Consider the following 25,061-nt stretch of genomic DNA (forward strand, 5'->3'; position numbering starts at 1 on the left):
CGCGCCGCGGTACTTTCGTTCCGGCGCACCAGCTTCATTGCGTTCGTGCCGGTCTATCCCGTTTTTGTTTGACACAGCCATGCAAACTTTAGCCATCAAATCCGTCGAGTATGAACATCCACAAGACGGAGCCAGCTGCACTGCCCACGCCTGGGCACGCACGCCAGCGACGCCTTCCCCGGCCGAAAAAGCCGAACTGATCACGCGCATCAAGCGCCTGCTGATCGAGCGCGAAGCCGTGCTCGTTGCCCACTATTACGTTGATGCCGACCTGCAAGACCTGGCCGAAGCCACGGGCGGCTGCGTCTCCGATTCCCTGGAAATGGCCCGCTTCGGGCGCGACCATCCGGCCAAGACCCTGGTCGTGGCCGGCGTGCGCTTCATGGGCGAAACGGCCAAGATCCTCAGTCCCGAGAAAACCGTGCTGATGCCCGACCTCGACGCGACCTGTTCGCTCGATCTTGGTTGCCCGGTGGACGAATTCACGGCCTTTTGCGACGCCCATCCAGACCGCACGGTGGTGGTCTACGCCAACACCAGCGCGGCTGTAAAAGCGCGCGCGGACTGGATGGTGACCTCATCCATCGGCCTCGACATCGTTGCTCACCTGCATGCGCAGGGCAAGAAAATCCTCTGGGCGCCCGATAAACACCTGGGCTCGTATATCCAGAAGCAGACGGGCGCCGACATGCTGCTGTGGCAGGGTTCATGCCTGGTGCATGACGAATTCAAGGGCATTGAACTCGATCTGCTCAAGGAAGAGTATCCGCAAGCCAAGGTGCTCGTGCATCCGGAGTCGCCCGCGAACGTGGTGGCGCTGGCCGACATGGTGGGCTCGACGTCGCAAATGATTGCGGCAGCGCAAACCATGGACACGGATACCTTCATCGTCGCCACCGATAACGGCATCTTGCACAAGATGCGCGCGGCCGCACCGGGCAAGCGCTTCATTGAAGCGCCCACGGCCGGCAACAGCGCCACCTGCAAAAGCTGCGCGCACTGCCCGTGGATGGCCATGAATGGCTTGCTGAACCTGGCGCAAACGCTGGAAAACATGCACAACGAAATCCACGTCGATCCCGCCGTCGGCCAGCTGGCCGTGCGCTCGATCAAGCGCATGCTCGATTTCGCCGCCGCCAAGAAGGCGGGCCTCAAGCCAGGCGCGGACCTGGCAAAAGAAACCACATTGTTCCAAGGAATCGGTCCAGCATGAGTACCCTCGTTAACTCATTCGCTCCTTTTGATCCGGCCCTGGCGCGCGCGTTCGAAGGCAATTTGCTGGCTGCCTTGCTGGAAGACGTGGGCCAGTGCGACCTGACGGGCGAGCTGGTGCCACCTGATCACATCGTCACGGCGCGTGTCATCGTGCGCGAAGCGGCCGTGCTGTGCGGCGCGCCGTGGTTCGAAGGCATCATGAAAAGCCTGGACCGCAGCATCGACATCGTTTGGCATTACGCCGAAGGCGACATGATGACGGCCGACAGCGTTGTCTGCACGATTCAAGCCCCGGCGCGCGCCTTGCTCACGGCCGAACGCAGCGCCCTCAATTTCCTGCAACTGCTGTCGGCGGTCGCCACGGCCACGCGCCAGTATGTCGATGTGGTCGCCGGCACCAAGGCCGCCATCCTCGACACGCGCAAGACCCTGCCTGGCCTGCGCCTGGCGCAAAAGTATGCTGTGCGCGTCGGCGGCGGCAAGAACCAGCGCCTGGCCCTGTATGACGGCATCCTGATCAAGGAAAACCATATCGCGGCCGCCGGCGGCGTCAGCCAGGCCCTGGAAAATGCGCGCAAGCTCGACGCGGGCGTGCCCGTGCAAATCGAGGTGGAAACCCTGGCGCAATTGCAGGAAGCGCTGGACGCGGGCGCCGTCTCCGTCTTGCTCGACAACTTCAGCAACGACATGATGCGCGACGCCGTGGCATTGACGCATGGACGGGCCTTGCTCGAAGCGTCGGGCGGCATCAATGTCGACACCGTGCGCGCCATTGCCGAAACGGGCGTGGACCGCATCTCGATCGGCAGCCTGACCAAGGATGTGCGGGCCACCGATTACTCCTTGCGCATCGTCGGCTGATGAACGGAGCAGGGCGGCGCCTGCTGGCCTTGGCGCTGCTGTGGCCGGCATTTGCCGTGCCGGCGCAGGCGCGCGAACTGCTGGCCGTGGGCGCGCAGTTCGAGCACGTGTTCGAGTATCAGGACAGCGGTGAATATGCTGGCCTGGGCGCGGAACTGCTGCGCCTGATGGCGGCGCGCACGGGCAACACCGTGCGTTTTCGCATGGTGCCGTGGGCGCGCGCGCAAGCCATGCTGGTGCAGGGACAGGCCGATATCCTGATCGGCCCCTACAAGACGCCCGAGCGCATCGCCAGCATGGCGTTTTCCGACAAGCCGTTTTACCAGGACCAGATGGTCTTTTATACGCGCCAGGACGCCAGCTTTGGCTGTGATGGCGACTACGCGGTGCTGAAGAACCGCCGGGTGGTGCTGCTCAATGGCTGGGCCTATGGCGCGGAATGGGAGCGTGTGCGGCCCGGTTTGCAGGTCAGCGTGGCCAACAATGTGGAAAATGGCTTGAAGATGCTGGTGCACAACCACGTCGACGTGTTCGTCAGCAACCGCCGCAATACCGACCCCGTTATAGCCCGTCTCGGCTATGGGCGCCAGGTGAAACCTTTACCCAAAGTCATCGACATCCAAAACGGCTATTTCGCCTTCCCCCGCTCGCCCACCTTCGACAAGCTGCGCCTGCAGTTCGACCAGGAACTGAATAAGCTGATCGAGACGGGCGAGCTGAAAAGACTGGGCAAGCGCTACGACCTTACTCTACCCTGATGCATGCGCATGCCGTCCCGCAGGGCGGCATGCGTGGGTGGTGTTTGCAGCTAGCTACAGCTAGCTACAGCTGGCTATAGCTGGCGTGCTTCAAACGTATTGCACTGGGCAATCTGGCCGCTTTCGATGCCCTTGTTGAACCAGCGCACGCGCTGTTCCGAGGTGCCGTGCGTAAACGAGTCGGGCACGACATGGCCTTGCGACTGGCGCTGCAGCGCATCGTCGCCAATGGCCGTGGCCGCTTTCAGGGCCGCTTCCACGTCGCCCTGTTCCAGGATCTTGCGGTCGGCGTTGGCGTGATACGCCCACACGCCGGCAAAGCAGTCGGCCTGTAGCTCCAGGCGCACGGACATGGCGTTGGCCTGGCGCTCCGATTGCGTGCGGCGCGCCTTGTCGACCTTCTCGGACAAGCCCAGCAGGTTTTGCACGTGGTGGCCCACTTCATGCGCGATCACATAGGCTTCGGCAAACTCGCCCGAGACCTGGAAGCGCTGCTGCATCAGCTTGAAGAAATCGAGGTCCAGGTAGACTTTCTGGTCGCCGGGGCAATAGAAGGGCCCGCTGGCGCTCTGGCCCGTGCCGCAGGCCGTCGGCGTGCTGCCGGAAAACAGCACCAGCTTGGGTTTCACGTAGCTGCCGCCTTCGGCCTTGAACAGGGCGCTCCACGTATCTTCCGTATCGGCCAGCACGGTTTTCACGAAGCGGGCCATCTCGTCCGATTCGGGTGGTTGGCGCGCCGGCGCCTGGCTTTGCTGGGTGCTGACCTGGCCGCCACCGCCGCTGAGCAGATTCAGCAAGGTCAAGGGATTGACGCCCAGCACATACGAGCCGACGAGGGCGATGACGATGGTGCCGATGCCGATCGAGCGCCCGCCAAAACCAAAGCCCCCACCGCCGCCGCCCCCACCACCGTCTTCGCCACGGCGGTCTTCCACATTGTCGCTTTCGCGATTGCCTTCCCATTTCATGATATCTACTCCTGCTGCGATTTGCGATTAATTGGTGACGCCTCAAGATGGCTCTTGGGACGAATCTTATAATTATCGCAGCAAACCGCGCCGCGACAGGGGCGACAGTGTTACGCTTTGCAACTTTATAACGACATCACAACAGGTGCACGCATGGCGCTTGCCAACGATACACGCATTTCGCCCACGGCGGTGGTCCAGGCCCAACTGGACGCCTACAACGCACACGACGTGCCGGCCTTGTTGACCATCTATGCCGATGATGCGCAGCAATTCCAGCATCCCGATACCTTGCTGGCCACGGGCAGCGCGCAGATCGGCACCCGTTTCATGGCCCGTTTCGCCGCCAGCCGGCCGCGGGCGCAGTTGCTCAACCGCATTGCCTGCGGCAAGCTGGTGATCGACCATGAAATCGTCCATGGCGACACGGACGATGGCGTGTCGGCGCAGGAACTGGTGGCCACATATGAAGTGGCGCAGGGACGCATCAGCCGTGCCTGGTTCAGCTTTGGCGCCTTGACCAGCCTGCGCGTGGCGCTGCCGGCCGATGTGCCGCAAATGGATGTGCTGATTGCCCGTTCCGGCGTGGCACTGAGCGCGGGGTTTTATACGCAGGAACAGGCCGAGTCCGTGACGCGCCATGTGTTCGGCGTCGATACGCAGCTCGTTGCCGACCGGACGTATTTCGTGATCGAACGCGCTGGCGCCATGCTGGCCTGCGGCGGCTGGAGTCAGCGCGCCACCCTGTATGGCGCCGACCGCGCCAAGAGCGGGCCGGACCCGCTGCTCGATCCGGCCAGCCAGCCGGGCCGCATCCGCGCCTTCTTTGTGGAACCCGCCGCCGCCCGCCAAGGCCTGGGCAGCATGCTGATGCGCCATTGCGAACGCCAGGCGCTGGTCGCCGGTTTCAGTGCACTGGAACTGGCCGCCACCTTGCCCGGCGTGCCGCTGTACCTGGCCAGCGGTTTCTCCGTCACGGAAGATTTTCACCTCGACTTGCCCGATGACATCAAACTGCCGCTGGCGCGCATGCACAAGCGGCTGTAAGGCTGCTTACCAGGGCAACGGCGCCTTTTCCCCATTGGCATGCTCGCCGTTGGTGATTGCCAAGCCGCTGCAGCAGATAGCGTTAGGCTTGCTGGTGCCCGTACCGTCCTGGGTGCTTCTGCTGGGTGGGCCGGCGTTCAGCGCGGCTGGTGCTTCAGCGCTTCGCGGTAGCTGAGCGCCGATAGCCGCTGGCGGTGCGCGCTGGCAAACGCCGTCACGGCCTCGGGCGCGTGGCGCGCGTAATCGCGCAAGGCCCAGCCGATGGCTTTGCGGATGAAAAACTCGTCTTCATGCGCCAGCGCCAGCGCCGCGTCAAATAGCCAGCCGGCATCCGTGTCGCCGCGCCAGCCCAGCTGGTGCAGCATGGCGATGCGGCGTAGCCAGAAATCGTCATGGCGCAAGGCCGCGTCCATGTGCACATGGCAATCGCCGCCGCGCTGCTTTTCCGCTTGCAGCACGTCGCCGACGATGCCCGCCATGCCGTCGACGCTGTCCCACCAGGCGCGCTGGCGCGCCAGTGCCAGCAGGGCAGGGATGTGCTCCGGTTGTAGTTGCCGCCGGTGCAGGGCCAGCATGTCGAGCGCCACATGCTGGTATTCGCGTTCCGGCTGTTGCCACAGCAGTTGCGCGTGTTCCAGCAGCACATCGGCCGCCACGCCTTTCAAGCTCGCCAGCAAGCCCCTGGCGGCCAGCCGCCGCTGCGGCGCCGCCACGCCCAGGAAAATGAACTGGTCGCGCATATAGGCCTGCATGGGCGCCGCGCGGCCCGGTTCGGCCGCCGCTTCGAGTGCAATTTTCAAACCCGCGTGCAAGTCCATGCTGTTTCCTCATGTTCAGGCGTAAAAAAGGCGCTCCGTGGAGCGCCTTTTCATCTTCATCCAATATTATTGGATTTTTGCCTTTTTCATCAACTCATCGCGGTAGGCGGCGAGTTTCTTCTGTTGCAGCGACTCGGCCACTTGGCCCTTGACTTCGTCCAGTGCCGGCAGCTTCGTCGGACGGGTTTCTTCCAGCTTGATCACGTGGAAGCCGAATTGCGATTGCACGGGCGTTTGCGTGACCTGGCCTGGTTTCAGGGCGACCATGGCGTCGGAGAATGGCTTCACGTAGGAAGCTGGGCTAGCCCAGTCCAGGTCGCCGCCATTGGCTGCGGAACCGTCTTTCGATACTTTTGCCAGCTCTTCGAACTTGGCGCCGCCTTTCAGCTTGGCGATGATGTCTTTCGCTTCCGCTTCGGTGGCTACCAGGATGTGGCGTGCATGGTATTCCTTGTCGCCCGCTTGCGCCTTGAACTTGTCGTATTCGGCCTTGATTTCAGCGTCCTTGACCGGGTTTTTCTTGACGTAGTCGGCCAGCAGGGCGTTGATGATGATGCTTTGACGGGCATTGTCGATCTGCGACTTGACTTCCGGACGCGTGCCGTAGCCTTGCTTGTCGGCTTCCTGGATCAGCACTTCACGGCCGATCAGGTCTTTCTTGATGGCTTCGCGCAATTGCGGCGAATCGGCTTGCTTGCCTTGGGCGACGACTTGCTTGACGACCTGGTCGACGCGCGACGATGGAATGGCCTTGCCATTCACGGTGGCCACGTTTTGCGCGAACGCAGGGATCGCTACAACGGCGACCAAGGCTAAGATCAGGCGGGCTGGCTTCAAAATCATGTTCATTCCTAATAAATATACAAAAACTGATACAAGAGATTGCGACTGCCGGGCAGTTCGCATTCAGGCGCAGAATACACGACCGGCGCCGAAAGGGGCGCCGGGGAGGTCAGCTCTTACTGAACTTTCGCTTTTTTGATCATTTCTTCCTGATACGCTTGCAATTTCTTTTGCTGCAGCGCTTCGGCGATCTGTGGCTTGACTTCTTCCAGCGTTGGCAGTTTTGCCGCGCGGGTGTCGTCCAGTTTGATCACGTGGAAACCGTTAGGCGTTTGCACCGGAGTATCGGTGACTTGGCCTTTTTGCAGTTTCACGAAGGCGTCGGAGAACACTTTCGGGAACGACGATGGCGCTGCCCAGTCCAGGTCGCCGCCGTTGTCGGCCGAACCGGCATCTTTCGATTGCTTGGCCAGGTCTTCGAACTTGGCGCCGCCTTTCAGCTTGGCGATGATGTCTTTCGCTTCCGCTTCGGTGGCCACCAGGATGTGGCGCACGTGGTATTCCTTGTCGCCGGTCTGGGCTACGAAGCGGTCGTATTCCGCCTTGATTTCAGCGTCGTTGACAGGGTTCTTTTTCAGGTAGTCGCCGACCAGGGCGTTGATGACGATGGCCTGGCGCGCGTTCTCGATTTGCTGCTTGACGGCTGCATCTTTACCGAAACCTTTGTTTTCCGCTTCTTGCATCAGCACTTCACGGCCGATCAAGTCTTTCTTGATCATTTCGCGCAGTTGCGGCGAATCCGGTTGCTGGCCTTGGGCGACGACTTGCTTGACGACTGCATCAACGCGCGACGATGGGATAGGCTTGCCATTAACAACGGCAACATTTTGCGCAAAAACAGGTACCGCGACAACGGCGAGTAGTGCGATCAGCAAGCGGGCTGGCTTAAAAGTCATTATTAAATCCTGTTAGGGAAAGTTTCGTAAAAAACGCATGGAAAGAAATTGATAACATGGCTCGGGTACGCCAAAAACGCCATCCTTACTCTACTTCGGACGGCGCCAGGGCCACAATCGCCAATGCATGTATCTCATTATGCATCATATCGTGCACGGAATCATACACCAGACGATGACGCATGACGAGCCTGAGCCCCTCAAATTGACTAGAAATAATGCGTAGATTGTAATGGCCTCCGCCCGAGGCGGCACCCGCATGGCCCCGGTGGCGCGCCGAGTCGTCTTCCAGCACGCATTCCAGAGGGGAAAGTGCCGTTTCCAGGCGGCTACGAATGCGCTCCATCCGTGTTTCCGGTGAAGTATTCTCGGTGGTGGAGATCATCATGCGTCTTCCTTGATATGTTTGGCCAGGAACAGGGTTTGCACCACGATAAAGGCAAAGAAGATGCCTGTCGCGCCAAACGCCTTGAAACTGACCCAGGCAGCCATGTCGCCCTTGTACAGCACGAAGGCGACGAACAGGTTCAGCGCGCCGATGGCGCCAAAGAAAATGATCCAGGCGGCCAGCAACTGGTTCCAGACGGCATCAGGCAATTGCACTTGCGCTTCCATGGTCTTGCGGATCAGGTTTTTCTTGAAACCCAGGTGGGCGATCAGCAGGGCCAGGCCGGACAACCAGTAGATCAGGGTCGGCTTCCACTTCAGGAAGAAATCGTCATGCAGGTAGATGCTGGCGCCGCCGAATACGACAAAGATGAACAGCGACAGCCACAGCATGCCGTCCACCTTGCGCCCGCGCAGCAGCAGATAGCTGACCTGGCAGGCGGTGGCGACGATGCCGACGAGGGTGGCGAGTATCCACGGCGCCTGGTCAGCCTTGATCAGGCCGCCAGACACGAAGCCGGACAAATATTGCTGCACGAAATCGTGCGTGGCTGCTTCATACATGCCGCCCAGTTTAAACGCGGCGAAGAAGGCGATCAGGGGGAATAGGTCGAATAGAAATTTCATGGCGAGACTTTACACTGGTCTTATTAAATTCATCTTAGGAATGGCTTAGGAGCAACTGAGGTGCTCCCAAGCGTTCCTGTGTCTCAGGGCTGCGGATCGAAGCGCAAGGAGGCCGAATTGATGCAATAGCGCAAGCCGGTCGGCGGCGGGCCGTCCGGGAAGACGTGGCCCAGGTGCGCGTCGCAGACGGCGCAAATGATTTCCGTGCGCAGCATGCCGTGGCTGCGGTCATTGACTTCCGTCACGTTGGCCGGATCGAGCGCCTGGAAATAGCTGGGCCAGCCGCAGCCGGAATCGAACTTGGTGTCCGAGGCAAATAATGGCGTGTTGCAGCAGACGCAGGTGTAGACGCCATGTGCATGGTGGTCCCAGAACTTGCCCGTGAAGGCGCGTTCCGTGGCCGCGTGGCGCGTGACTTCGTATTGCATCGAGTCGAGCATGGCACGCCATTCGGCATCGGTTTTTTTGACTTTATTGGTGGTCATAATGACTCCTTAGGATGAGCAACTGACTTCAAGCTGGCTGGCCCAGTCGGGCGGCAGGGCCGCATAGTGCTGGTGTTCGGGCTGTTCGTCAAATGGCTTTTGCAATATTTCCAGCAATTTCGCCACTTCCGTGTAGTCCTGCTGCTGGGCTTTCTCGATGGCCACTTGCGCCAGGTAGTTGCGCAGCACGTATTTCGGGTTGACCCGGTTCATGGCCGCTTGCCGCTCGGCATCGACACTGTGCTCCTGCCGCAGGCGCGCACGATAGGTTTCTGCCCACGTATCGAAGGCGGGGCGGTCGATGAACATGTCGCGCAGTACCGTGTCGTGCTCGGGCGACGCCACCTGCAGCGTCGCCAGGGCGCGGAAAAAGTTGGTGAAATCCACATGATTGGCTTGCATCAGCGCAAACATGCTGTCGAACAGCGCCGTATCGTCATCCGCGATGGTCTGCAAGCCCAGCTTGGCGCGCAGCAAGGCATTCATCTTCTCCGCAAAGGCGCTCTGGTAGCTGTCCAGCGCTGCCTGCGCCTCGGCCACTTCGCCAATCAGCGGCAGCAGGGCCTGGCCCAGCGCATAGCAGTTCCAGTGGCCCACCTGCGGCTGGTTGGCGTAGGAATAGCGGCCCTGCTGGTCCGTATGGTTGCAGATGTGCTCGGCATCGAACGCTTCCATGAAACCGAAGGGGCCGTAATCGAGCGTCAGGCCCAGGATCGACATATTGTCCGTGTTCATGACGCCATGCATGAAGCCCACGGCTTGCCAGTGCGCAATCATGTGCGCCGTGCGCACGCACACTTCGGCCAGCAAGGCTTGATATGGATTTGATGCGGCGCGCAAATGGGGATAAAAACCGTCGATGACGTAATCGGCAAGGATTTTCAGCTCGTCCGGCTTCTTGCGGTAAAACCAGTGCTCGAACGAGCCGAAGCGAACAAAACTAGGGGCCATGCGCGTCACGACGGCGGCCGTCTCGACGGTTTCGCGCAGGATGCCTTGCTGCGACCCCATGATGGACAGCGCGCGCGAGGTGGGAATACCCAGCGCCGCCATGGCTTCCGAGCAGAGGAATTCGCGGATGGATGAGCGCAGCACGGCGCGGCCGTCGCCCATGCGCGAATACGGCGTGGCGCCGGCGCCTTTCAGCTGCAGTTCCATCGGACCGTCTGCGGTGGCGATATCGCCCAGCAAGATGGCGCGGCCATCGCCCAGCTGGCCGGCCCAGACGCCAAACTGGTGGCCCGAATACACGGCCGACAGGGGCAGCGAGCGCTCGGCAACCGTATTGCCGCTCAGCAGCTCCACGTAATCGGCTTCGGCCAGGCGCGCCGCGTCCAGGCCGACCAGGCTTGCTGCCGGCGCGCTGGCGGCCACGAAATACGCGGCGGGCAGGGGCGTGGGCATCAAGCGCGTATAGAACGCGGGCGGCAAGGCCGCAAAGGCGTTATCCAGTGGTAAGGTATGAGCGCTGATGGCAATTCCATTCAAGTAGATGCGCCGGCAAGGTGCGCCAGGCTGAAAGGCGATTTTACCGCACAGCGCCAAGGCGCGTGGCGGAGGTCCGGGAGGCTAGAAAACGGAATCAACAATTCCATGCTGCATCGCAATATCGAAATGCGTTGACGATTTCCGCACGACCGTACGAAACTAGGAAAAATCTTTAAATTCCAACAATAACCGAGTATCCACCCCAGGAGAGACGATGTCGGCATTCCCCTTGAGCCCAGTGATGGGCCAGATGATGAATCAGCCCTTGCTGATTTCCAGCATTATCGAGTTTGCAGCGCGTCATTACGGGGGCAGCGAAATCATTTCGCGGCGGGTGGAAGGCGACATGCACCGCTACACCTACCGCGATTGCCACCAGCGCGCGCGGCGCCTGGCGAACGCCTTGCATGGACTCGGCGTCGGCATGGGCGACCGGGTCGCCACGCTGGCCTGGAATGGCTACCGCCATCTGGAAGCCTATTATGCCGTGTCCGGCTCGGGTGCCGTCTTGCACACCATCAATCCACGCCTGTTTCCCGATCAGATCGCCTATATCTCGAATCACGCGCAAGATCAGGTTCTACTGTTTGATTTGACCTTTTTGCCGGTGGTGGAAAAAATCGCCGCCGACTGCACCTTTGTCCGCCATTTCGTGCTGATGTGCGACCGCGAGCGCATGCCCGCCAGCAGCACGATCCCCGACCTGCTGTGCTATGAAGACTTGATCGCCACGCATTCCGACGATTACGCCTGGCCCCTGTTCGACGAGAACGCGGCCGCCACCCTGTGCTACACCTCGGGCACGACGGGCAACCCCAAGGGCGCCCTGTATTCGCACCGCTCGACCGTGCTGCACGCGTATGCCTCGGCCATGCCCAGCGCCCTGAACGTGCGCGCCTCCGACACGGTGCTGCCCGTCGTGCCCATGTTCCACGTGAATGCCTGGGGTTTGCCATACTCCGTGCCCCTGTCCGGCGCGCGCATGGTGTTTCCCGGCGCGGCGCTCGATGGCAAGTCGCTGTACGAACTGTTCGAGGCGGAAAAAGTGACGTTCTCGGCCGGCGTGCCGACTGTCTGGCTGGGTTTGCTGAACCACGCCTTGCAAAACAAGCTGACATTTTCCACCTTCCGCCGCACGGTGATCGGCGGCGCCGCGTGTCCGCCGGCCATGATGGATACCCTGATCGACAAGTTCGATGTGGAAGTCATCCACGCCTGGGGCATGACGGAAATGTCGCCGCTGGGCACGGCCGGCGGCTTGCAGACCAAGCACCTGGACTTGCCGAAAGACGCGCAGCGCAAGATCCTGCAAAAGCAGGGCCATGCCATCTACGGCGTGGACATGAAGATCGTCGACGACGATGGCAAGGAATTGCCGTGGGATGGCATCAGTTATGGCCATTTGCTGGTGAAAGGGCCGTGGATCATTGCCTCGTACTACAAGAACGAGGGCGGCGACGTGCTGCAGGATGGCTGGTTTCCCACGGGCGACGTGGCCACCATCGATGCGGATGGCTACATGCAGATCACCGACCGCAGCAAGGACGTGATCAAGTCGGGCGGCGAGTGGATCGGCACCATCGACCTGGAAAACCTGGCCATGGCGCATCCGGCCGTGCTGCAGGCGGCCTGTATCGGCGTATTCCACCCGAAATGGGACGAGCGCCCCGTGCTTGTCGTGGTGCTGCGTCCCGGCATGACGGTCACGCGCGAAGCGCTGCTGCAGTTTTTCGAGGGCAAGATCGCCAAGTGGTGGACGCCCGACGACGTGCTGTTCGTCGACGCCTTGCCCATGGGCGCGACGGGCAAGATCCAGAAGAACAAGCTGCGCGAGCAGTTCAAGGGGCACCAGTTGCCGGGGATGTAATTCATTCACGAGCAATGGCTTGATGCACCCAACAGCAAGGGCTGGGGTCGTACCCTGAGGGTACGATCCCGGTATCTTTATGCCGTTGGGTTAATTCTTGCTTTTTATGCCGCCTGCGGCAGCGCCGCCCCCAATTTTTCCAGCAAATGATCGCACTGGAAGACGCACAGGGTCTGGCGCTGCGCCTGCGTGCCGATATCGATCATTTCATCCATTTCGCTGCGCAGGTCGTCATGTTCTCCCGTGCGGATGATTTGCGGCGCCGCAAAGCGCTGGCTATCGGAAATGGTCATGATGTTGTCGACATGGTCAACGAGAAAGCCGTAGCGCTCGGCGCCCCGCTCCACGATGAGGATCTTGCCCGCGCTGGGGTCAGGCAGGGCTGGCATCGCGTACAGCTGGCGCAGGTCGATGATGCTGATCATTTGCTGGCGCAAGTTCAGCATGCCGCGCATGCAGGCCGGCATGCCCGGTGGCGTGGTGATGGCGCCGCTGAAGTCGATGATTTCGCGCACTTGGCCGATTTCCACGGCGAAGCGGGTTGCTACGGTAAACGTGATGTAGACGCGGCGCGGCGCCTTGCGCGTGGCCGTGCTGGCCGTTTCCGCGTCGGCCGGGTACAGGCGCGCGTGGCCGTCGCGCATCTCGACGATTTCCGCCTGCGACAGGATACCCTTGTGGTCGAGGAATATGATGTCGCCCAGCCCCTCTTTCGTGATGCAGCCGGCAAACATGGCGGCGCGCGCCTTGCTCAGCAGGGGAATCGGCAGCACCTCGTCGCCAAAGAAATGCACGATGCTGTCGACGGAGTCGACGAGGAAGCCCACGCTCGTGTCATCGAGGCGCACGACGATGACGCGCTGGTCCAGCGTGACCGCCTTGGCCGCAGGGCCGGACCCGGCCGCCTGCAGCAGGGCACCGAAATCGACGACAGCCACCTGGCTGCCGCGAAAATGCATGCGCCCCAGGCACAGTTCGCTGTTCAGCAGGGAGCTGTGCAGTTCCGGCACCCGGATGATTTCCTGGATGGCCAGCATTTCGAAGGCAAACGTGGCGCCGGCCGCATGGAAGCTGACGCACTGGCGGCGTTCGCTTTGCGCATGGTAGCGGGCCGTGCTCAGCTTGGCGCCGGTCGCCTGCAGGGCCAGCACATGGGGCACGTTCTCGATGCGCAGCAGGGCGTGCGGGTTGAGCACTTGCAGCAGGCGCGCGCCGCCATCCTGCAAGATCGTGCCGGCGATGACGGCGTGGCTGTCGCCGGCCGCATATTGCAGGGCGCTGCGGGCGCTGGCGGGCACGCGCAGGATCTCGCCCGTATCCTGGAAAACGATGCCGATCAGCACTTGCTGGAAATCGAGGATGGCGATCTTGTCGGTGGCCACGGCGCGCGGCGCATCGGCGCGGAACAGCCGCCCCAGGTTGACCACCGGAATGACGCTGCCGCGCAGGGTGAACATGCCTTCCAGATAGGCTGGCGACAGGGGCAGGGCGGTGACTTTCGCGGGGTAGTTCACCACTTCGCGGATGCAGCTGGCGGGCAAGGCGAATTCATCTTCGCCCAGGTGGAAGGAGCCGAACAGTTCGGTGGCCGTGTCGCTTGCGCCCTGCGCTTGCAAGCCCGTCGCTTCATGCATATCCATATGCGCCTTCCTTACGTGGTGTCAATTCGCGTGGCGCCACCACATCGGTGACGGCATAGCTGTGGCGGGCGCAATCGATCAGCAACTGGCGCCCGTGGCGGCCGCCCAGCGCGCAAAAACTGACATGCAAACCGCACTGGTCCAGGTATTTTTGCGCCGCTTGCGCGTTTTGCCGGCCCACCTGCAGCCGGCCATGGGCATGGGCAGGGCCAAACATGCTGGCGCCGCCCGCCAGCACCACCTCGATATCGGCGTAATCGGCCTGGCGCACGCCCATCATCCTTAGCAGCGACGGCACGGCCTGGCTTACATAGCGTGCCCCCAGGCCGCTGTCGGCGCCCGGCGCTTCCGGTAGCAAACAATGGGCCAGGCCGCAGCAGGGGCCATTCTTCCAGAGGAAGCCGATGCCGATGCAAGAGCCGAGCAAGGCTTGCAGCTGTTCGCCATGCGTGCCCACGCTGAGTTGCCCCATGCCAACCAAGTGCAGCGGCGGCGCGTCAGCCGCAGTGTGTGTGTGGATCATGCCAGTCCCGCCTTATAGATCATGGGAAACTCGAATTGATAGCCGGTACCGAGGCGGGCGATGGTTTCCGACTCGCCCAGGATCAGCCGCCCCTCGTCCTTGAGGCTGAGGCGTGCCTGGCGCAGCACGGTTTCCTGGTGCTCGGCATCGAAATAGATCAGCACATTGCGCAGGAAGACCAGGTCGAATTGCCGCGCCGGGCGCAGCGCTTCGAGCAGGTTGTGCTGGGCAAAGCTGACGTGCTGCCGCAGCTCTTCGTTGACCTTGACGCCATATGGCGCGGGCGTAAAATATTTGCGCAGCAAGTCCGGGTGCGACAAGCGGATGCGCTCGACGGAGCGCCCGCTGTACTGGCCCACGCGCGCCGCGCCCAGGATTTGCTGCGAAATGTCGCTGGCCAGGATCTGGTAGCGGAAAGCGGGCGTTTGCAGCTTGAATTGCTCGCATAGCATGGCGATCGAGTACAGTTCTTCACCGCTGGCGGCGGCCGCTGACCAGATTTCCAGGCAGCCGCCCGGGTGGGCGCGGGCCCAGTCGGGCAGGTAGCGGTCGCGGAAATAATCCCAGATCTGCGGCGTGCGGAAGAACAGGGTGTCGTTGGTGGTCACCAGGTCGATGAAGTGGGCCACCTCGTCGCGGTCGCTGGCCACCCTCTCCAGGTAAGCCTGGTAGCTGTGCAGGGACAGCGCTCGCAGCCGTGGCTGCAAACGCCGTTCCAGCAAGACGCTCTTGCGCGCCGTCATGGCGATGCCCGTATGCTCGCGCACCAGCGCGATCAGGCGCGTCAGCACCTCGGGCGTCAGGGTGGCCGCGTGGCTCATGGCCTACACCACGAAGCCGGAGACAGTCTGGTTCAGGCTGCCCGCGCGCTCGTTCAAGCCATCCGTCGAGCGGGCGATGCTGTCGCAGTTGGCGGCCGACTTTTCCGTTTCCTCGGCGATGTACTGGATTGCCGTGGAGACTTCGCGCGCCGTCAGCAACTGTTCATTGGCCGCCTTTGAAATGTCCGAGATGGCCAGGGTGGTCTTCGCCACGCCCGAGACGATCTTGTCGAAGGCGTCGCTGGCCTGGCGCGAAATCTCGCTGCCGGTGGATACGCGCTTGACGGACTCGTTGATCAGCTTGGAGATTTCCTTGGTCGCTTGCGAGGAACGCTCGGCCAGCTTGCGCACCTCGTCGGCGACGACGGAAAAGCCCAGGCCGTGCTCGCCCGCGCGCGCCGCCTCGATGGCCGCATTGAAGGCCAGCATATTCGTCTGGTTGGCGATTTCGCTGATGACCTTGACGATCTCGCCGATGTCTTCCGAGGAGCGGTTGATGAGGTCCATCGCTTCGATCGACTTGGCGACGGCGCGCGCGCCCGCTTCCGCTTCCTGCTGCGTGGCTTTCGCCAGGAAATCGGCATTCGACGTGTTTTCCGCGATGGAATTGATGGAAAACGTCAGGCCGTCGATGGAGGCGTTCATTTCTTCCACCGTGGCGCCCAGCGCCTGCGTGCCCACGGCCACCCCCGTGGCCCGTTCGGCGATGGCGTGCGAAGCGTCGGCAAAGCCGTTCGCGGCCGACACCACGTTGCCGATCACGCCGCGCAAGTCGACGATCATCTTGCTGATGCCGCCGGCCAGCAGGTCGATCGGCTCGTCGCCCTCGGGCACGATTTTGCAGGTCAGGTCGCCTTGCGCCGCGCGCGCCACCGAGTCGAGCAGGGCATTGACCTTGCGGCTGTCGTTGGCGGCCTTGGACTGGATGCTGTTTTCCAGGTTCACCTGTTCCGTGATGTCGATGGCGAACTTGACCACTTTATACGGCTTGCCGTTCAGGTCCAGGATGGGGTTGTAGGTGGCCTGTATCCACACCACCTTGCCATGGTTGCCCAGGCGTTTGTAGCGGCCCGCGTCGAATTCGCCCCGGTTGAGCTTTTGCCAGAATTTCTTGTAGTCGGCGCTGCTGGCATACTCGGGCTCGCAGAACATGCGGTGGTGCTCGCCCTGAATGTCGTTCAAGTCGTAATCCATGACGGCGAGGAAATTGTCGTTCGCGTCCAGCACATTGCCCTGCATGTCGAATTCGATCACGGCCTGCGCCTTGCCAATGGCGCTGACCTTGCCTTCGTATTCGGCATTGCGCATTTTCAGGGCCGTGATATCGCTGGCGAACTTGACCACCTTGAAGGGCCGGCCTTCCGCATCGAAAATGGGATTGTAGGTGGCGTTGAGCCAGATTTCGCGGCCATCCTTGGTGACGCGCTTGTATTCGCCCGCGTCGAACTTGCCTTGTCCCAGCTTCTGCCAGAACTGCGCATAGTCGTCGCTGTGGGCGTACTCGGGCAGGCAAAACAGGCGGTGGTGCTGGCCCTTGATCTCGTCGAGCGAGTAGCCGACGGACGTGAGGAAATTCTCGTTGGCGTCGAGAATGGTGCCGTCGAGCCGGAACTCGATCACGGCCTGGGCCTTGCTGATGGCGTCGATCTTGCCTTCGTAATCGGCGTTGCGGCGTTTGCTGGCCGTGATGTCGGTGGCGAACTTGATGACTTTATACGGTTTGCCGTCCGCGTCGAGGATGGGGTTGTAGGAAGCGTTGATCCACACTTCGCGGCCATCCCTGGCGCGGCGCTTGTATTCGCCCTGGTCGAATTCTCCGCGTGCCAGTTTGGCCCAGAAGTTGGCGTACTCGGCCGTTTTCACATGCTCGGGGTCGCAGAAGATGGCATGGTGCTTGCCCTGTACCTCGGCCAGGCTATACCCGACGACGCGCAAGAAATTGTCATTCGCATGCAGGATGGTGCCGTCGAGTTCGAATTCGATGACAGCCTGGACACGGTTCAAGGCAGTATTTATCGCTTGTAAGTCCAGATCCTGGGAGTGGCTGACATGGCTGGCTGCGTCCATAGTATTTCCTTCGGGGTGAGAAGAGGAATGGGAGCGATAAGGCTGCTTTTATTATTTTTTCTGCGATCGGTTCAAGACAGGCATTAAGGCTGTGATGTTATTGCATTGGTCGAGATCTGGTGGTAATTGGTGAGAATGTGCGTGATCAACGGCTGCCATTGTTCGCCCTGCGGTTTGCCTTATCGTCGATAAATTGTAGAGTATTGATTTGTATCAACAATTTTATTATTCCCCAGCACCTGGCGAAAAACAAGAGGTGGTAATAAATAATGTACAAATTGTCGCAATTGCCCCCTGCTGGCATATAACAAAGCTATCCTTCCGCATAAAAAACGACATTATTATTATTGCTATTTTTTCATTTAAATGAATATTCAAGTGATAGCTTCTATGGGAGCTTGCTGCTTGCAGCAGAATCTTTCCGCAAACGATGTTGTAACATGGCGTAGCATGCTGGCGGCCGCGCGCACGCGACAAAAATAATACGAGCGTTCTTTTATACGGTATAGTGAAGCTTCACCCCTTGCAACCACCTCATCGCCAGGCAAAAACCAATAAGGAAGAGACATGAGTGCTGAATATCAAGTGAACGGCGCCGTTGCCGTCATTACCCTCGCCAACCCGCCCGTGAATGGCCTGGGCCTGGCGACCCGCACGGCCGCCGTGGCTGGCATCCGCCAGGCGCTGGCGGACGAGGCCGTCAAAGCCATCGTCATCACGGGCGCCGGCAAGGCCTTCTCGGGCGGCGCCGATATCAAGGAATTCAATTCGCCCAAGGCGCTCACGGAACCAACCCTGCACACCCTGATCAACGTCGTCGAGCAATCCACCAAGCCGGTGGTGGCGGCCATCCACAGCGTTTGCATGGGCGGCGGCCTGGAGCTGGCGCTGGGCTGCAACTATCGCGTGGCCGCGCCAGGCGCGCAAATGGCCTTGCCGGAAGTCAAGCTCGGCATCTTGCCGGGCGCGGGCGGCACCCAGCGCCTGCCGCGTGTGCTGGGCCTGGAAATGGCCCTCAACATGATCGTCTCAGGCACACCCGTGGCCTCCGAAAAACTGGCCGGCACGGCCCTGTTCGAGGAAGTCATCGCCCCAGGTGCCGACTTGCTGAAAGCTGCCGTCGCCTTCGCTACCAAGGTCGCTGATGTGCGTCCGCTGCCGAAAGTGCGCGAGCGCAAGGTCGACTACCCTAATCACGAAGCCTTTTTGCAGTTTTCGCGCAATACGGTGAAAGCCATGTCCGGCCCATTCCCCGCGCCGCTGAAATGCGTCGATGCCGTGGCGGCCGCCGTGACGATGACATTCGACGATGGCTTGAAGTATGAGCGCGAACTGTTCATGCAACTGGTGCAGTCGCCCGAGTCGAAAGCCTTGCGCCACGCCTTCTTTGCCGAACGCGTCGCCAGCAAGGTGCCCGACGTGCCGTCCGACACGCCCGTGCGCAGCATTGCCAGCGCGGCGATCGTCGGCGCCGGCACCATGGGCGGCGGCATCGCCATGAATTTCGCCAACGCGGGCATCCCCGTGAAGCTATTGGAAACGCGGCAGGAAGCGCTGGACAAGGGCCTGGCCACGATCCGCAAGAATTATGAAAACACGGTGAAGAAGGGCAAGCTGACGCCAGAGAAGGCCGAGCAGCGCATCGCCCTGGTCAGCGGCACCTTAGCCTATGCGGATATCGCGCAAGCCGACATCGTCATCGAAGCCGTCTTCGAAGAGCTGGGCGTCAAGGAAACCGTCTTCAAGCAGCTCGACGCCGTCATGAAGCCGGGCGCCATCCTCGCCTCGAACACCTCCACGTTGGACCTGGACAAGATCGCCGCGTTTACCCAGCGTCCGCAAGACGTGATCGGCACGCATTTTTTCAGCCCGGCGAACGTCATGAAGCTGCTGGAAATCGTCCGTGGCGCGAAGACTGGCAAGGATGTGCTGGCGACGGCGCTGGCGCTATCGAAAAAGCTGAAAAAGACGGGCGTCGTCTCGGGCGTGTGCGACGGTTTCATCGGCAACCGTATGATCGAGCAATATAGCCGGCAAGCCGGTTTCCTGCTGGAAGAAGGCTGTCTGCCGGAACAAGTCGACAAGGCGGCCGAGAAATTCGGTTTCGCCATGGGCCCGTTCCGCATGGGCGACCTGGCCGGCAACGACATCGGCTGGGCCATCCGCAAGCGCCGCACTGTGGAAAAACCGGAAGTGACGTATTCGAAGACGGCCGACCTGCTGTGCGAGCTGGGGCGCTATGGCCAGAAGACGGGCGCCGGCTGGTATGACTACAAGCCGGGCGACCGCAAGGCGTATCCGTCGGAGCAGGTCAACGCCATGATAGCTCAGCATTGCGCCGACATCGGCGTGGCGCGGCGCAAGATCGGCGACCAGGAAATCGTCGAACGCCTCGTGTATGCGCTGGTCAACGAAGGCGCACGCATCCTGGAAGAGGGCATCGCTCTGCGTGCTTCGGACATCGACATGGTGTACTTGACGGGCTACGGCTTCCCGCTGTTCCGCGGCGGGCCGATGTTCTATGCGGACACGGTAGGCTTGCCGAACGTGCAGCGCGCGATTGCCGGCTACGCCAAAGGCCGCCACGGCGAAGCGTGGACACCGGCGCCGCTGCTGGTGAAACTGGCGGGCGAAGGCAAGGGATTCAACAGCTGAACGTTAAAGCCCCAAAAAACTGCTGGGGTCAGTCCCTTCGGGATCGGAATTTTTCTCATTGGGAAAAATTCCCCCGTTGGGTCTGACCCCGGATTATTTCTTCTTCGCCACCATCTTGATGGCCTCGTTGACGATGACGGGGTTGTCTTTCTGGATGTAGTAGCCGGCGCCCGTGATGCGCTCGATGGCGGGCGCGCCGGACAGGCGCTGCCAATCCTTTTCCTGGGCCCGCACCACATTTTCAAACGAGCCCATTTCCTCGATGCCGAACTTGTCGCGCACCAGCAGCATGGCGGGCATGCGCAGCGGGCTGCGCATGTCGACATGCTGCAGGCATTGCGTCTGGGCATCGAACTCGGCCGATTCCGTACTGTTGAACATGAGTTTGCGCCGCGTCTTCACGAGCATGGCGTAGGCGGACGCGTCCGTTTGCATCCGGTTCCATTGCTGCGGGTGCGTGGGATCGAGCAAGACCAGACCGGCCACCTCCTGCGGGTACAGCCTGGCATACACATACTGGTACAGCCCGCCCAAGCCATGACCGACCAGTACATACGGTGGCTTCAGGCCCGCTTGCGCCAGCAGGGCGCGCTGCTGGGCAGCGATGGTGCAGGGATCGCGCGGCGTGGTGGTTTTTTTGCTGTCGCCGTAGCCGGGACGGTCATACACGAGCACGCGGTGCTGCCGGGCCACTTCGGGCACCACCTTGGCCCACGCATCCTTGCCGTCGCCCATGGCCGATTGGAACACCACGGGCAAGCCGCCCTGGCCGCTCAGGGTATAGGCGATGCTGGCGTCGGGCAGGGCGGCGGTGGCCGGCACGCCTGGCATGGCCGGCGAGGACGGCAACAGGGAGCAGCCGGAAAAACAGCTTGCCAGCAGCAAGCCGGCGCTGGAGAGGAGCATGGTGCGCGCGGGGCGGCCGACGAATAGATGATGCATGAATCTCCTTCTTGGTGCACGGACCGGTAGCCGGTATGCGGTATGGTTTGCCAGCCATTATAGGCAAATCGTGCCGAAGTGGAAATGCCGAACAGAGGCGGATTTCCCGTCCTGTCAGCCGGCGTCGGCGTGGTGGCAGACGGCTTCGATGCGGTTGCCGTCAGGATCGAACAAAAAGGCCGCGTAATAGCTGGCGTGATAGTGGCGCAGGCCGGGCGCGCCCAGGTCGATGCCGCCGTGCGCCAGCCCGGCGTGCCAGAACGCGTCCACGGCCGCGCGCGAGGCGGCCTTGAAGCAGCAATGGCGGCGCGGCGCGTCGTCTGGTATCGGGCCCAGGCGCACGGAAAAATAGCTGCGTTCCGGATGTTCGGCATCGCTGCGCTCGCCATAGCCTATCCACGCATCGGCATGGTCGCTGCCCACCTTGGGCACCTCCAGCGCGGCGAAGATGGCGTCGTAGAAGCGCTCGGCGCGTTCCAGGTCGCTGACGGTGAGGGAAACGTGATCGAGCATGGGCACTCCACTGTAAAAACAAGGAAGGCCATAGCATAGCCCGGATCAGGGCGGCCGTGGACGGGAGTGACCGAGTGATACTGTTGCTGGCCGACTGTCGGTCAAGGGCGGTTGGCGAGTCGGGCCACGATGCTGCGGCTGAACAGTTGCACGCGGGGCGCGAACAGCATCACGGCGCAGAAGGCCACGGGCCAGGCGGCAAAAAACGCGTGGCGCCAGCGGGGCAGGAAGTCCGCCTGCAGGCCGATATTGAGCCAGGTGACCCAGGCACTCATCAGCAGGGTCATGAGCAGCGACATCAGGAAGGCAAATACGCAGCGCAGGCGCAGGGCGTCGGACATGGTGCACTTTCAAAGTGTGAAGAGATGGCAGCGTAACGACTTGCGGCAATCTATACTAGAGCCATATTTTTAATTTCAAATTCCAAAAATGCAATCATGCTCGACGAATCATGCTCGATGACCTAGCCCTGTTTGTCGCCATCGTGGAGGCGGGCAGCCTGCATGCGGCGGCCGTGAAGGAAGACTTGCCTGCCGCTACCGTCACGCGCCGGCTACAAAAGCTGGAAAGCCAGCTCGGCTACCGCTTGCTCAACCGCAGCGCGCGCCGCTTGCAGCCGACGGCGGAAGGCTGGCAATACTACGAGCAATGCCGGCCCCTCGTGCACGCGCTGCGGCAGGCCACGCAGCAGCTCGACGCCAGCCTGTCGGCCGTTTCGGGCAGCATCCGCGTGCTGGCGCCCGTCAACTTCGCCAGCGGCTTGCTGACGCCGGCCTGGGTCAGCTTCATGCAGCAGTACCCGGACATCCGCCTGGAGCTGGAACTGTCGAACCGGCTGCAAGACCTGGTGGGCAGCGGCGCCGACCTGGCCATCCGCGTGGGCGCGCTCGACGATTCTTCGCTGATGCAGCGCCGGCTGGGCAGCGCCGCGCTGGTGATGGTGGCCGCGCCCGCCTACCTGGCGCGCGCCGGCATGCCGCGCGACTTGCAGGAGCTGGAAAAGCACCAGTTGATCGTGGCCGAACCGCTGCGCTCCTGGCGCTTGCGGCGGCCCGGCGACGGCGCCGAAATGGTGATCGAGCCGCAGGCGCGCCTGCGCGTCAATGAAATGCGCCTGGCCGTGGAAATGGCCGACGCGGGCATCGGCATCCTGTTGTGTCCGCTTTTACAGTGCCGCGACGAAGTGGCCAGGGGCAGCCTGGTGCGCGTGCTGCCCGACTGGATGCCGCAGCCGCGCCACGTGTATGCCGTGTGGACGCAGCGGCGCTACCTGCCGGCCCGCGTGCGCGTGCTGCTCGAACACCTGGCGGCGTTTGCGGCGGACAATCCGCTGTTGAACGAGGATGCCGGCGCCGATCAGGTCCTTGTGCCGGGAATCCTTTCCATTCAGTAATACCGAGCGCTTGTACTTTTCGTCAAGATCGCGTTAAGATAAAGCTGCCCGCTTATCCAGTGGGCAATCTGGTGTTTTTATGCGCAATCCGTCCCTATCCATGAGAGTAGCAATGAAATATCTGATCGTTCCCTTCTTGCTGGCCATGACTGGCTGTGAAGTACTGTATGACGCGAACCGGGACAAGATCGGCGAGTACTGCAATAGCCTGAACAATTTCGACGACCGCAATGCCTGCCGCAAGCGCAACCAGACCAGCTACCAGGAATACGTGCAGCAGCGCGACCAGCTGAAAAAGAGCCAGAGCGACAAATAGGCTCAGGCTTGCCGCCGCAAAGCAAAACGCCGCTGACCAGTCAGCGGCGTTTTGCTTTGCGGGCTCCGGCCTTGCGGCCGGGGCCCGGGGCCCGCATCGGATATCAGATTAATCGTCGGCGTAGATATTGTTATCCTTGGTTTCCTTGACGAACAGGGTGCCGATCACGACAGTCGCCAGGGCGACGACGATCGGATACCACAGGCCATAATAGATATCGCCCTTGAAGGCCACCAGCGCGAAGGCCGTGGTCGGCAGCAAGCCGCCGAACCAGCCGTTACCGATGTGGTAGGGCAGGGACATCGAGGTGTAGCGTATGCGCGTCGGGAACATTTCCACCAGCATGGCGGCGATCGGGCCGTACACCATGGTCACGTACAGCACCAGGATGAACAGCAGCAAGACGACCATCGGCTTGTTGATCTGGTCCGGATCGGCTTTCGCAGGGTAGCCCGCTTCCTTGATGCCGGCGCCCAGTTCTTTCTTCAGCGCCGCTTCCTTGGCCTTGCTGTCCGCATCGAAGTTCAGGCCATCGGCTGTCATGACGGCGTTAAACGAGGAAAATTCCTTCGTGCCGATGCGTACCTTGGCGATGCTGCCGGCCGGCGCGTCTTCCTTCGTGTAGTTCACCGAGCTGTTCGACAGGAAGCCGGTGGCGATATCGCACGACGATGGGAATTTCTTCGTGCCCGTCATGTTGAACTGGAAGTGGCAGGAGGCTGGATCGGCCACCACCACCACTGGCGAGCTCTTCAGTGCTGCTTCCAGCTGCGGATTGGCGAAGTGGGTCAGGCCGTTGAAGATCGGGAAGTAGGTCGCTGCGGCGATCAGGCAGCCGCCGAGAATGATGTACTTGCGCCCGATGCGGTCGGACAGGCTGCCGAAGAAGAGGAAGAACGGCGTGGCCAGCAGCAGGGCGATGGCGATCAGCACGTTGGCCGTTGCCAGGTCCACTTTCAAGGTCTGGATCATGAAGAACAGGGCGTAGAACTGGCCCGTGTACCACACGACAGCCTGGCCGGCGGTCAGGCCGATCAGGGCCAGGATGACGATCTTCAGGTTCTTCCACTTGCCGAACGCTTCCGTCAACGGGGCTTTCGAGGTCTTGCCCTCGGCCTTCATCTTGGCAAACGCCGGCGATTCATTCATGGCCAGGCGGATCCACACGGAAATGCCCAGCAGGACGACGGATACCAGGAAGGGAATGCGCCAGCCCCACGCCTCGAAATCCTTCTCGCCGGTCGCCAGGCGGGTGCCCAGGATGACCATCAGCGACAGGAAGAAGCCCAGGGTTGCCGTCGTTTGTATCCACGCCGTGAACGCGCCGCGCTTGCCTTCAGGCGCGTGCTCGGCCACATAGGTGGCCGCGCCGCCGTACTCGCCGCCCAGCGCCAGGCCTTGCAGGATGCGCAGGAAGACGAGGATGATCGGTGCGGCGATGCCGATGGAGGCGTAGCCCGGCAGCAAGCCGACGATGAAGGTGGAGCCGCCCATGATCAGGATGGTGATCAGGAAGGTGTACTTGCGGCCGATCATGTCGCCCAGGCGGCCGAAGACCAGCGCGCCGAACGGACGCACGATGAAGCCGGCGGCAAAGGCCAGCAGCGCGAAGATGAAGGTGGTGGTAGGGTCGCCGATGAAGAATTGCTTGGCGATGATGGAAGCGAGCGAGCCGTACAGGTAAAAATCGTACCATTCAAAGACGGTGCCCAAGGATGACGCAAAGATGACCTTGCGTTCTTCAGGCGTGATCGGAGTGCCTTTGGTGGAAAATTTCCGTACGTCGGCCGGGCCGGATGGTGTTGCCATGGTTTGTCTCCCTATGTTTTATAGTGAACCATTGCCGAGGTCTTTTTGACCATTCTTGCAACAGCTGGAGGCGAGTGTGTTCTCTGAACCTTACGTCATGCTTGCTTGAAACTTACACCAAG

Annotated in this window: 24 protein-coding genes; 8 read left to right on the forward strand and 16 right to left on the reverse strand. The window is 61.5% G+C overall.

Annotated features, from left to right (window positions below; genetic code table 11):
• Positions 1-79: 79 nt before the first annotated feature.
• Genes nadA through ACQ4WS_RS05550 form a run of 3 tightly spaced genes read left to right on the forward strand, consistent with a single transcriptional unit; the run spans position 80 to position 2,834 of the window.
• Positions 80-1,213 (forward strand): quinolinate synthase NadA, encoded by a 1,134-nt coding sequence (gene nadA, locus ACQ4WS_RS05540; RefSeq protein ID WP_436474399.1) that lies wholly within the window; start codon positions 80-82, stop codon positions 1,211-1,213.
• On the forward strand, positions 1,210-2,076 hold the full coding sequence (nadC, locus tag ACQ4WS_RS05545) for a carboxylating nicotinate-nucleotide diphosphorylase (RefSeq protein ID WP_436474401.1): 867 nt from the start codon (positions 1,210-1,212) through the stop codon (positions 2,074-2,076). The genes nadA and nadC overlap by 4 nt, the downstream gene beginning before the upstream one ends.
• Positions 2,076-2,834: a substrate-binding periplasmic protein gene (locus tag ACQ4WS_RS05550; RefSeq protein WP_436474403.1), complete on the forward strand. Its 759-nt coding sequence runs from the start codon at positions 2,076-2,078 to the stop codon at positions 2,832-2,834. Before nadC ends, ACQ4WS_RS05550 begins: the two co-directional genes overlap by 1 nt.
• A gap of 74 nt (positions 2,835-2,908) precedes the next feature.
• Here ACQ4WS_RS05550 and ypfJ read toward each other — a convergent pair whose 3' ends face one another.
• Positions 2,909-3,802: a KPN_02809 family neutral zinc metallopeptidase gene (gene ypfJ / locus ACQ4WS_RS05555; RefSeq protein WP_436474405.1), complete on the reverse strand. Its 894-nt coding sequence runs from the start codon at positions 3,800-3,802 to the stop codon at positions 2,909-2,911.
• Between the two features lie 153 nt (positions 3,803-3,955).
• Between ypfJ and ACQ4WS_RS05560 the strand changes: the two genes are divergently transcribed.
• Complete coding sequence (locus tag ACQ4WS_RS05560) at positions 3,956-4,849, forward strand: GNAT family N-acetyltransferase (protein ID WP_436474407.1); 894 nt, start codon at positions 3,956-3,958, stop codon at positions 4,847-4,849.
• Positions 4,850-4,986: 137 nt separating this feature from the next.
• Here ACQ4WS_RS05560 and ACQ4WS_RS05565 read toward each other — a convergent pair whose 3' ends face one another.
• The 7 genes from ACQ4WS_RS05565 to ACQ4WS_RS05595 all read right to left on the reverse strand — a co-directional run bounded on the left by ACQ4WS_RS05565 (position 4,987) and on the right by ACQ4WS_RS05595 (position 10,393).
• Complete coding sequence (locus tag ACQ4WS_RS05565; RefSeq protein WP_436474409.1) at positions 4,987-5,667, reverse strand: DNA alkylation repair protein; 681 nt, start codon at positions 5,665-5,667, stop codon at positions 4,987-4,989.
• A 66-nt stretch (positions 5,668-5,733) separates the two neighbouring features.
• Complete coding sequence (locus ACQ4WS_RS05570) at positions 5,734-6,510, reverse strand: peptidylprolyl isomerase (protein ID WP_436474411.1); 777 nt, start codon at positions 6,508-6,510, stop codon at positions 5,734-5,736.
• A 116-nt stretch (positions 6,511-6,626) separates the two neighbouring features.
• The gene (locus ACQ4WS_RS05575; RefSeq protein WP_077404793.1) at positions 6,627-7,406 is read right to left on the reverse strand and encodes a peptidylprolyl isomerase; all 780 of its coding nucleotides are present in this window, start codon (positions 7,404-7,406) and stop codon (positions 6,627-6,629) included.
• An 85-nt stretch (positions 7,407-7,491) separates the two neighbouring features.
• Complete coding sequence (locus ACQ4WS_RS05580; RefSeq protein WP_436474413.1) at positions 7,492-7,794, reverse strand: BolA family protein; 303 nt, start codon at positions 7,792-7,794, stop codon at positions 7,492-7,494.
• Positions 7,791-8,420, reverse strand: coding sequence for a septation protein A (locus ACQ4WS_RS05585; protein ID WP_436474415.1), 630 nt, complete (start codon positions 8,418-8,420; stop codon positions 7,791-7,793). The genes ACQ4WS_RS05580 and ACQ4WS_RS05585 overlap by 4 nt, the downstream gene beginning before the upstream one ends.
• Positions 8,421-8,503: 83 nt before the next feature.
• Complete coding sequence (gene msrB / locus ACQ4WS_RS05590) at positions 8,504-8,905, reverse strand: peptide-methionine (R)-S-oxide reductase MsrB (RefSeq protein ID WP_436474417.1); 402 nt, start codon at positions 8,903-8,905, stop codon at positions 8,504-8,506.
• Positions 8,906-8,914: 9 nt separating this feature from the next.
• Positions 8,915-10,393 carry a protein adenylyltransferase SelO gene (locus ACQ4WS_RS05595; protein WP_436474419.1) on the reverse strand — a complete coding sequence of 493 codons (1,479 nt, stop codon included), beginning with the start codon at positions 10,391-10,393 and terminating at the stop codon, positions 8,915-8,917.
• A 214-nt stretch (positions 10,394-10,607) separates the two neighbouring features.
• Between ACQ4WS_RS05595 and ACQ4WS_RS05600 the strand changes: the two genes are divergently transcribed.
• Positions 10,608-12,260 (forward strand): 3-(methylthio)propionyl-CoA ligase, encoded by a 1,653-nt coding sequence (locus ACQ4WS_RS05600; RefSeq protein ID WP_436474421.1) that lies wholly within the window; start codon positions 10,608-10,610, stop codon positions 12,258-12,260.
• Between the two features lie 104 nt (positions 12,261-12,364).
• Here ACQ4WS_RS05600 and ACQ4WS_RS05605 read toward each other — a convergent pair whose 3' ends face one another.
• The 4 genes from ACQ4WS_RS05605 to ACQ4WS_RS05620 are packed head-to-tail and all read right to left on the reverse strand — an operon-like array spanning position 12,365 to position 17,311.
• Positions 12,365-13,900, reverse strand: coding sequence for a chemotaxis protein CheW (locus ACQ4WS_RS05605; protein WP_436474423.1), 1,536 nt, complete (start codon positions 13,898-13,900; stop codon positions 12,365-12,367).
• A complete protein-coding gene (locus ACQ4WS_RS05610) occupies positions 13,887-14,423 on the reverse strand; it encodes a chemotaxis protein CheD (protein ID WP_436474425.1) in 537 nt (178 codons plus the stop codon). Before ACQ4WS_RS05610 ends, ACQ4WS_RS05605 begins: the two co-directional genes overlap by 14 nt.
• Complete coding sequence (locus tag ACQ4WS_RS05615) at positions 14,420-15,244, reverse strand: CheR family methyltransferase (protein ID WP_436474427.1); 825 nt, start codon at positions 15,242-15,244, stop codon at positions 14,420-14,422. The genes ACQ4WS_RS05610 and ACQ4WS_RS05615 overlap by 4 nt, the downstream gene beginning before the upstream one ends.
• A 3-nt stretch (positions 15,245-15,247) precedes the next feature.
• Positions 15,248-17,311: a methyl-accepting chemotaxis protein gene (locus ACQ4WS_RS05620; RefSeq protein ID WP_436474429.1), complete on the reverse strand. Its 2,064-nt coding sequence runs from the start codon at positions 17,309-17,311 to the stop codon at positions 15,248-15,250.
• Between the two features lie 567 nt (positions 17,312-17,878).
• Here ACQ4WS_RS05620 and ACQ4WS_RS05625 point away from each other — a divergent pair.
• On the forward strand, positions 17,879-19,966 hold the full coding sequence (locus ACQ4WS_RS05625) for a 3-hydroxyacyl-CoA dehydrogenase NAD-binding domain-containing protein (RefSeq protein WP_436474431.1): 2,088 nt from the start codon (positions 17,879-17,881) through the stop codon (positions 19,964-19,966).
• A gap of 93 nt (positions 19,967-20,059) precedes the next feature.
• On the opposite strand, the gene ACQ4WS_RS05630 is transcribed toward ACQ4WS_RS05625, so the two are convergent.
• From ACQ4WS_RS05630 to ACQ4WS_RS05640, 3 genes are all read right to left on the reverse strand, one after another.
• Positions 20,060-20,908 (reverse strand): alpha/beta fold hydrolase, encoded by an 849-nt coding sequence (locus ACQ4WS_RS05630; protein ID WP_436474432.1) that lies wholly within the window; start codon positions 20,906-20,908, stop codon positions 20,060-20,062.
• A gap of 114 nt (positions 20,909-21,022) precedes the next feature.
• Positions 21,023-21,421, reverse strand: coding sequence for a VOC family protein (locus tag ACQ4WS_RS05635; protein ID WP_436474434.1), 399 nt, complete (start codon positions 21,419-21,421; stop codon positions 21,023-21,025).
• Positions 21,422-21,522: 101 nt separating this feature from the next.
• Positions 21,523-21,762: a DUF2798 domain-containing protein gene (locus ACQ4WS_RS05640; RefSeq protein ID WP_436474436.1), complete on the reverse strand. Its 240-nt coding sequence runs from the start codon at positions 21,760-21,762 to the stop codon at positions 21,523-21,525.
• Between the two features lie 110 nt (positions 21,763-21,872).
• On the opposite strand from ACQ4WS_RS05640, the gene ACQ4WS_RS05645 reads away from it, so the two are divergent.
• Both ACQ4WS_RS05645 and ACQ4WS_RS05650 read left to right on the forward strand, forming a co-directional pair.
• The gene (locus tag ACQ4WS_RS05645) at positions 21,873-22,814 is read left to right on the forward strand and encodes a LysR family transcriptional regulator (RefSeq protein WP_436474438.1); all 942 of its coding nucleotides are present in this window, start codon (positions 21,873-21,875) and stop codon (positions 22,812-22,814) included.
• Positions 22,815-22,926: 112 nt separating this feature from the next.
• On the forward strand, positions 22,927-23,130 hold the full coding sequence (locus ACQ4WS_RS05650) for a hypothetical protein (RefSeq protein ID WP_436474440.1): 204 nt from the start codon (positions 22,927-22,929) through the stop codon (positions 23,128-23,130).
• 108 nt (positions 23,131-23,238) lie between these two features.
• On the opposite strand, the gene ACQ4WS_RS05655 is transcribed toward ACQ4WS_RS05650, so the two are convergent.
• Positions 23,239-24,939 carry an MFS transporter gene (locus tag ACQ4WS_RS05655; protein WP_436474442.1) on the reverse strand — a complete coding sequence of 567 codons (1,701 nt, stop codon included), beginning with the start codon at positions 24,937-24,939 and terminating at the stop codon, positions 23,239-23,241.
• Positions 24,940-25,061 lie beyond the last annotated feature (122 nt).

Source organism: Janthinobacterium leeuwenhoeki (assembly GCF_051380795.1).
Taxonomy (GTDB): domain Bacteria; phylum Pseudomonadota; class Gammaproteobacteria; order Burkholderiales; family Burkholderiaceae_D; genus Janthinobacterium.

Bases quoted from the DNA above. Each gene is read 5' to 3' on its own strand.
- ypfJ (WP_436474405.1), bottom strand. From the start codon at position 3,802: ATGAAATGGGAAGGCAATCGCGAAAGCGACAATGTGGAAGACCGCCGT.
- ACQ4WS_RS05620 (WP_436474429.1), bottom strand. From the start codon at position 17,311: ATGGACGCAGCCAGCCATGTCAGCCACTCCCAGGATCTGGACTTACAA.
- ACQ4WS_RS05625 (WP_436474431.1), top strand. From the start codon at position 17,879: ATGAGTGCTGAATATCAAGTGAACGGCGCCGTTGCCGTCATTACCCTC.
- ACQ4WS_RS05605 (WP_436474423.1), bottom strand. From the start codon at position 13,900: ATGGATATGCATGAAGCGACGGGCTTGCAAGCGCAGGGCGCAAGCGAC.
- ACQ4WS_RS05600 (WP_436474421.1), top strand. From the start codon at position 10,608: ATGTCGGCATTCCCCTTGAGCCCAGTGATGGGCCAGATGATGAATCAG.
- ACQ4WS_RS05645 (WP_436474438.1), top strand. From the start codon at position 21,873: ATGCTCGATGACCTAGCCCTGTTTGTCGCCATCGTGGAGGCGGGCAGC.
- ACQ4WS_RS05615 (WP_436474427.1), bottom strand. From the start codon at position 15,244: ATGAGCCACGCGGCCACCCTGACGCCCGAGGTGCTGACGCGCCTGATC.
- ACQ4WS_RS05570 (WP_436474411.1), bottom strand. From the start codon at position 6,510: ATGATTTTGAAGCCAGCCCGCCTGATCTTAGCCTTGGTCGCCGTTGTA.
- nadC (WP_436474401.1), top strand. From the start codon at position 1,210: ATGAGTACCCTCGTTAACTCATTCGCTCCTTTTGATCCGGCCCTGGCG.
- ACQ4WS_RS05655 (WP_436474442.1), bottom strand. From the start codon at position 24,939: ATGGCAACACCATCCGGCCCGGCCGACGTACGGAAATTTTCCACCAAA.
- ACQ4WS_RS05565 (WP_436474409.1), bottom strand. From the start codon at position 5,667: ATGGACTTGCACGCGGGTTTGAAAATTGCACTCGAAGCGGCGGCCGAA.
- msrB (WP_436474417.1), bottom strand. From the start codon at position 8,905: ATGACCACCAATAAAGTCAAAAAAACCGATGCCGAATGGCGTGCCATG.
- ACQ4WS_RS05575 (WP_077404793.1), bottom strand. From the start codon at position 7,406: ATGACTTTTAAGCCAGCCCGCTTGCTGATCGCACTACTCGCCGTTGTC.
- ACQ4WS_RS05610 (WP_436474425.1), bottom strand. From the start codon at position 14,423: ATGATCCACACACACACTGCGGCTGACGCGCCGCCGCTGCACTTGGTT.
- nadA (WP_436474399.1), top strand. From the start codon at position 80: ATGCAAACTTTAGCCATCAAATCCGTCGAGTATGAACATCCACAAGAC.
- ACQ4WS_RS05580 (WP_436474413.1), bottom strand. From the start codon at position 7,794: ATGATGATCTCCACCACCGAGAATACTTCACCGGAAACACGGATGGAG.
- ACQ4WS_RS05635 (WP_436474434.1), bottom strand. From the start codon at position 21,421: ATGCTCGATCACGTTTCCCTCACCGTCAGCGACCTGGAACGCGCCGAG.
- ACQ4WS_RS05650 (WP_436474440.1), top strand. From the start codon at position 22,927: ATGAAATATCTGATCGTTCCCTTCTTGCTGGCCATGACTGGCTGTGAA.
- ACQ4WS_RS05630 (WP_436474432.1), bottom strand. From the start codon at position 20,908: ATGCATCATCTATTCGTCGGCCGCCCCGCGCGCACCATGCTCCTCTCC.
- ACQ4WS_RS05640 (WP_436474436.1), bottom strand. From the start codon at position 21,762: ATGTCCGACGCCCTGCGCCTGCGCTGCGTATTTGCCTTCCTGATGTCG.
- ACQ4WS_RS05550 (WP_436474403.1), top strand. From the start codon at position 2,076: ATGAACGGAGCAGGGCGGCGCCTGCTGGCCTTGGCGCTGCTGTGGCCG.
- ACQ4WS_RS05585 (WP_436474415.1), bottom strand. From the start codon at position 8,420: ATGAAATTTCTATTCGACCTATTCCCCCTGATCGCCTTCTTCGCCGCG.
- ACQ4WS_RS05560 (WP_436474407.1), top strand. From the start codon at position 3,956: ATGGCGCTTGCCAACGATACACGCATTTCGCCCACGGCGGTGGTCCAG.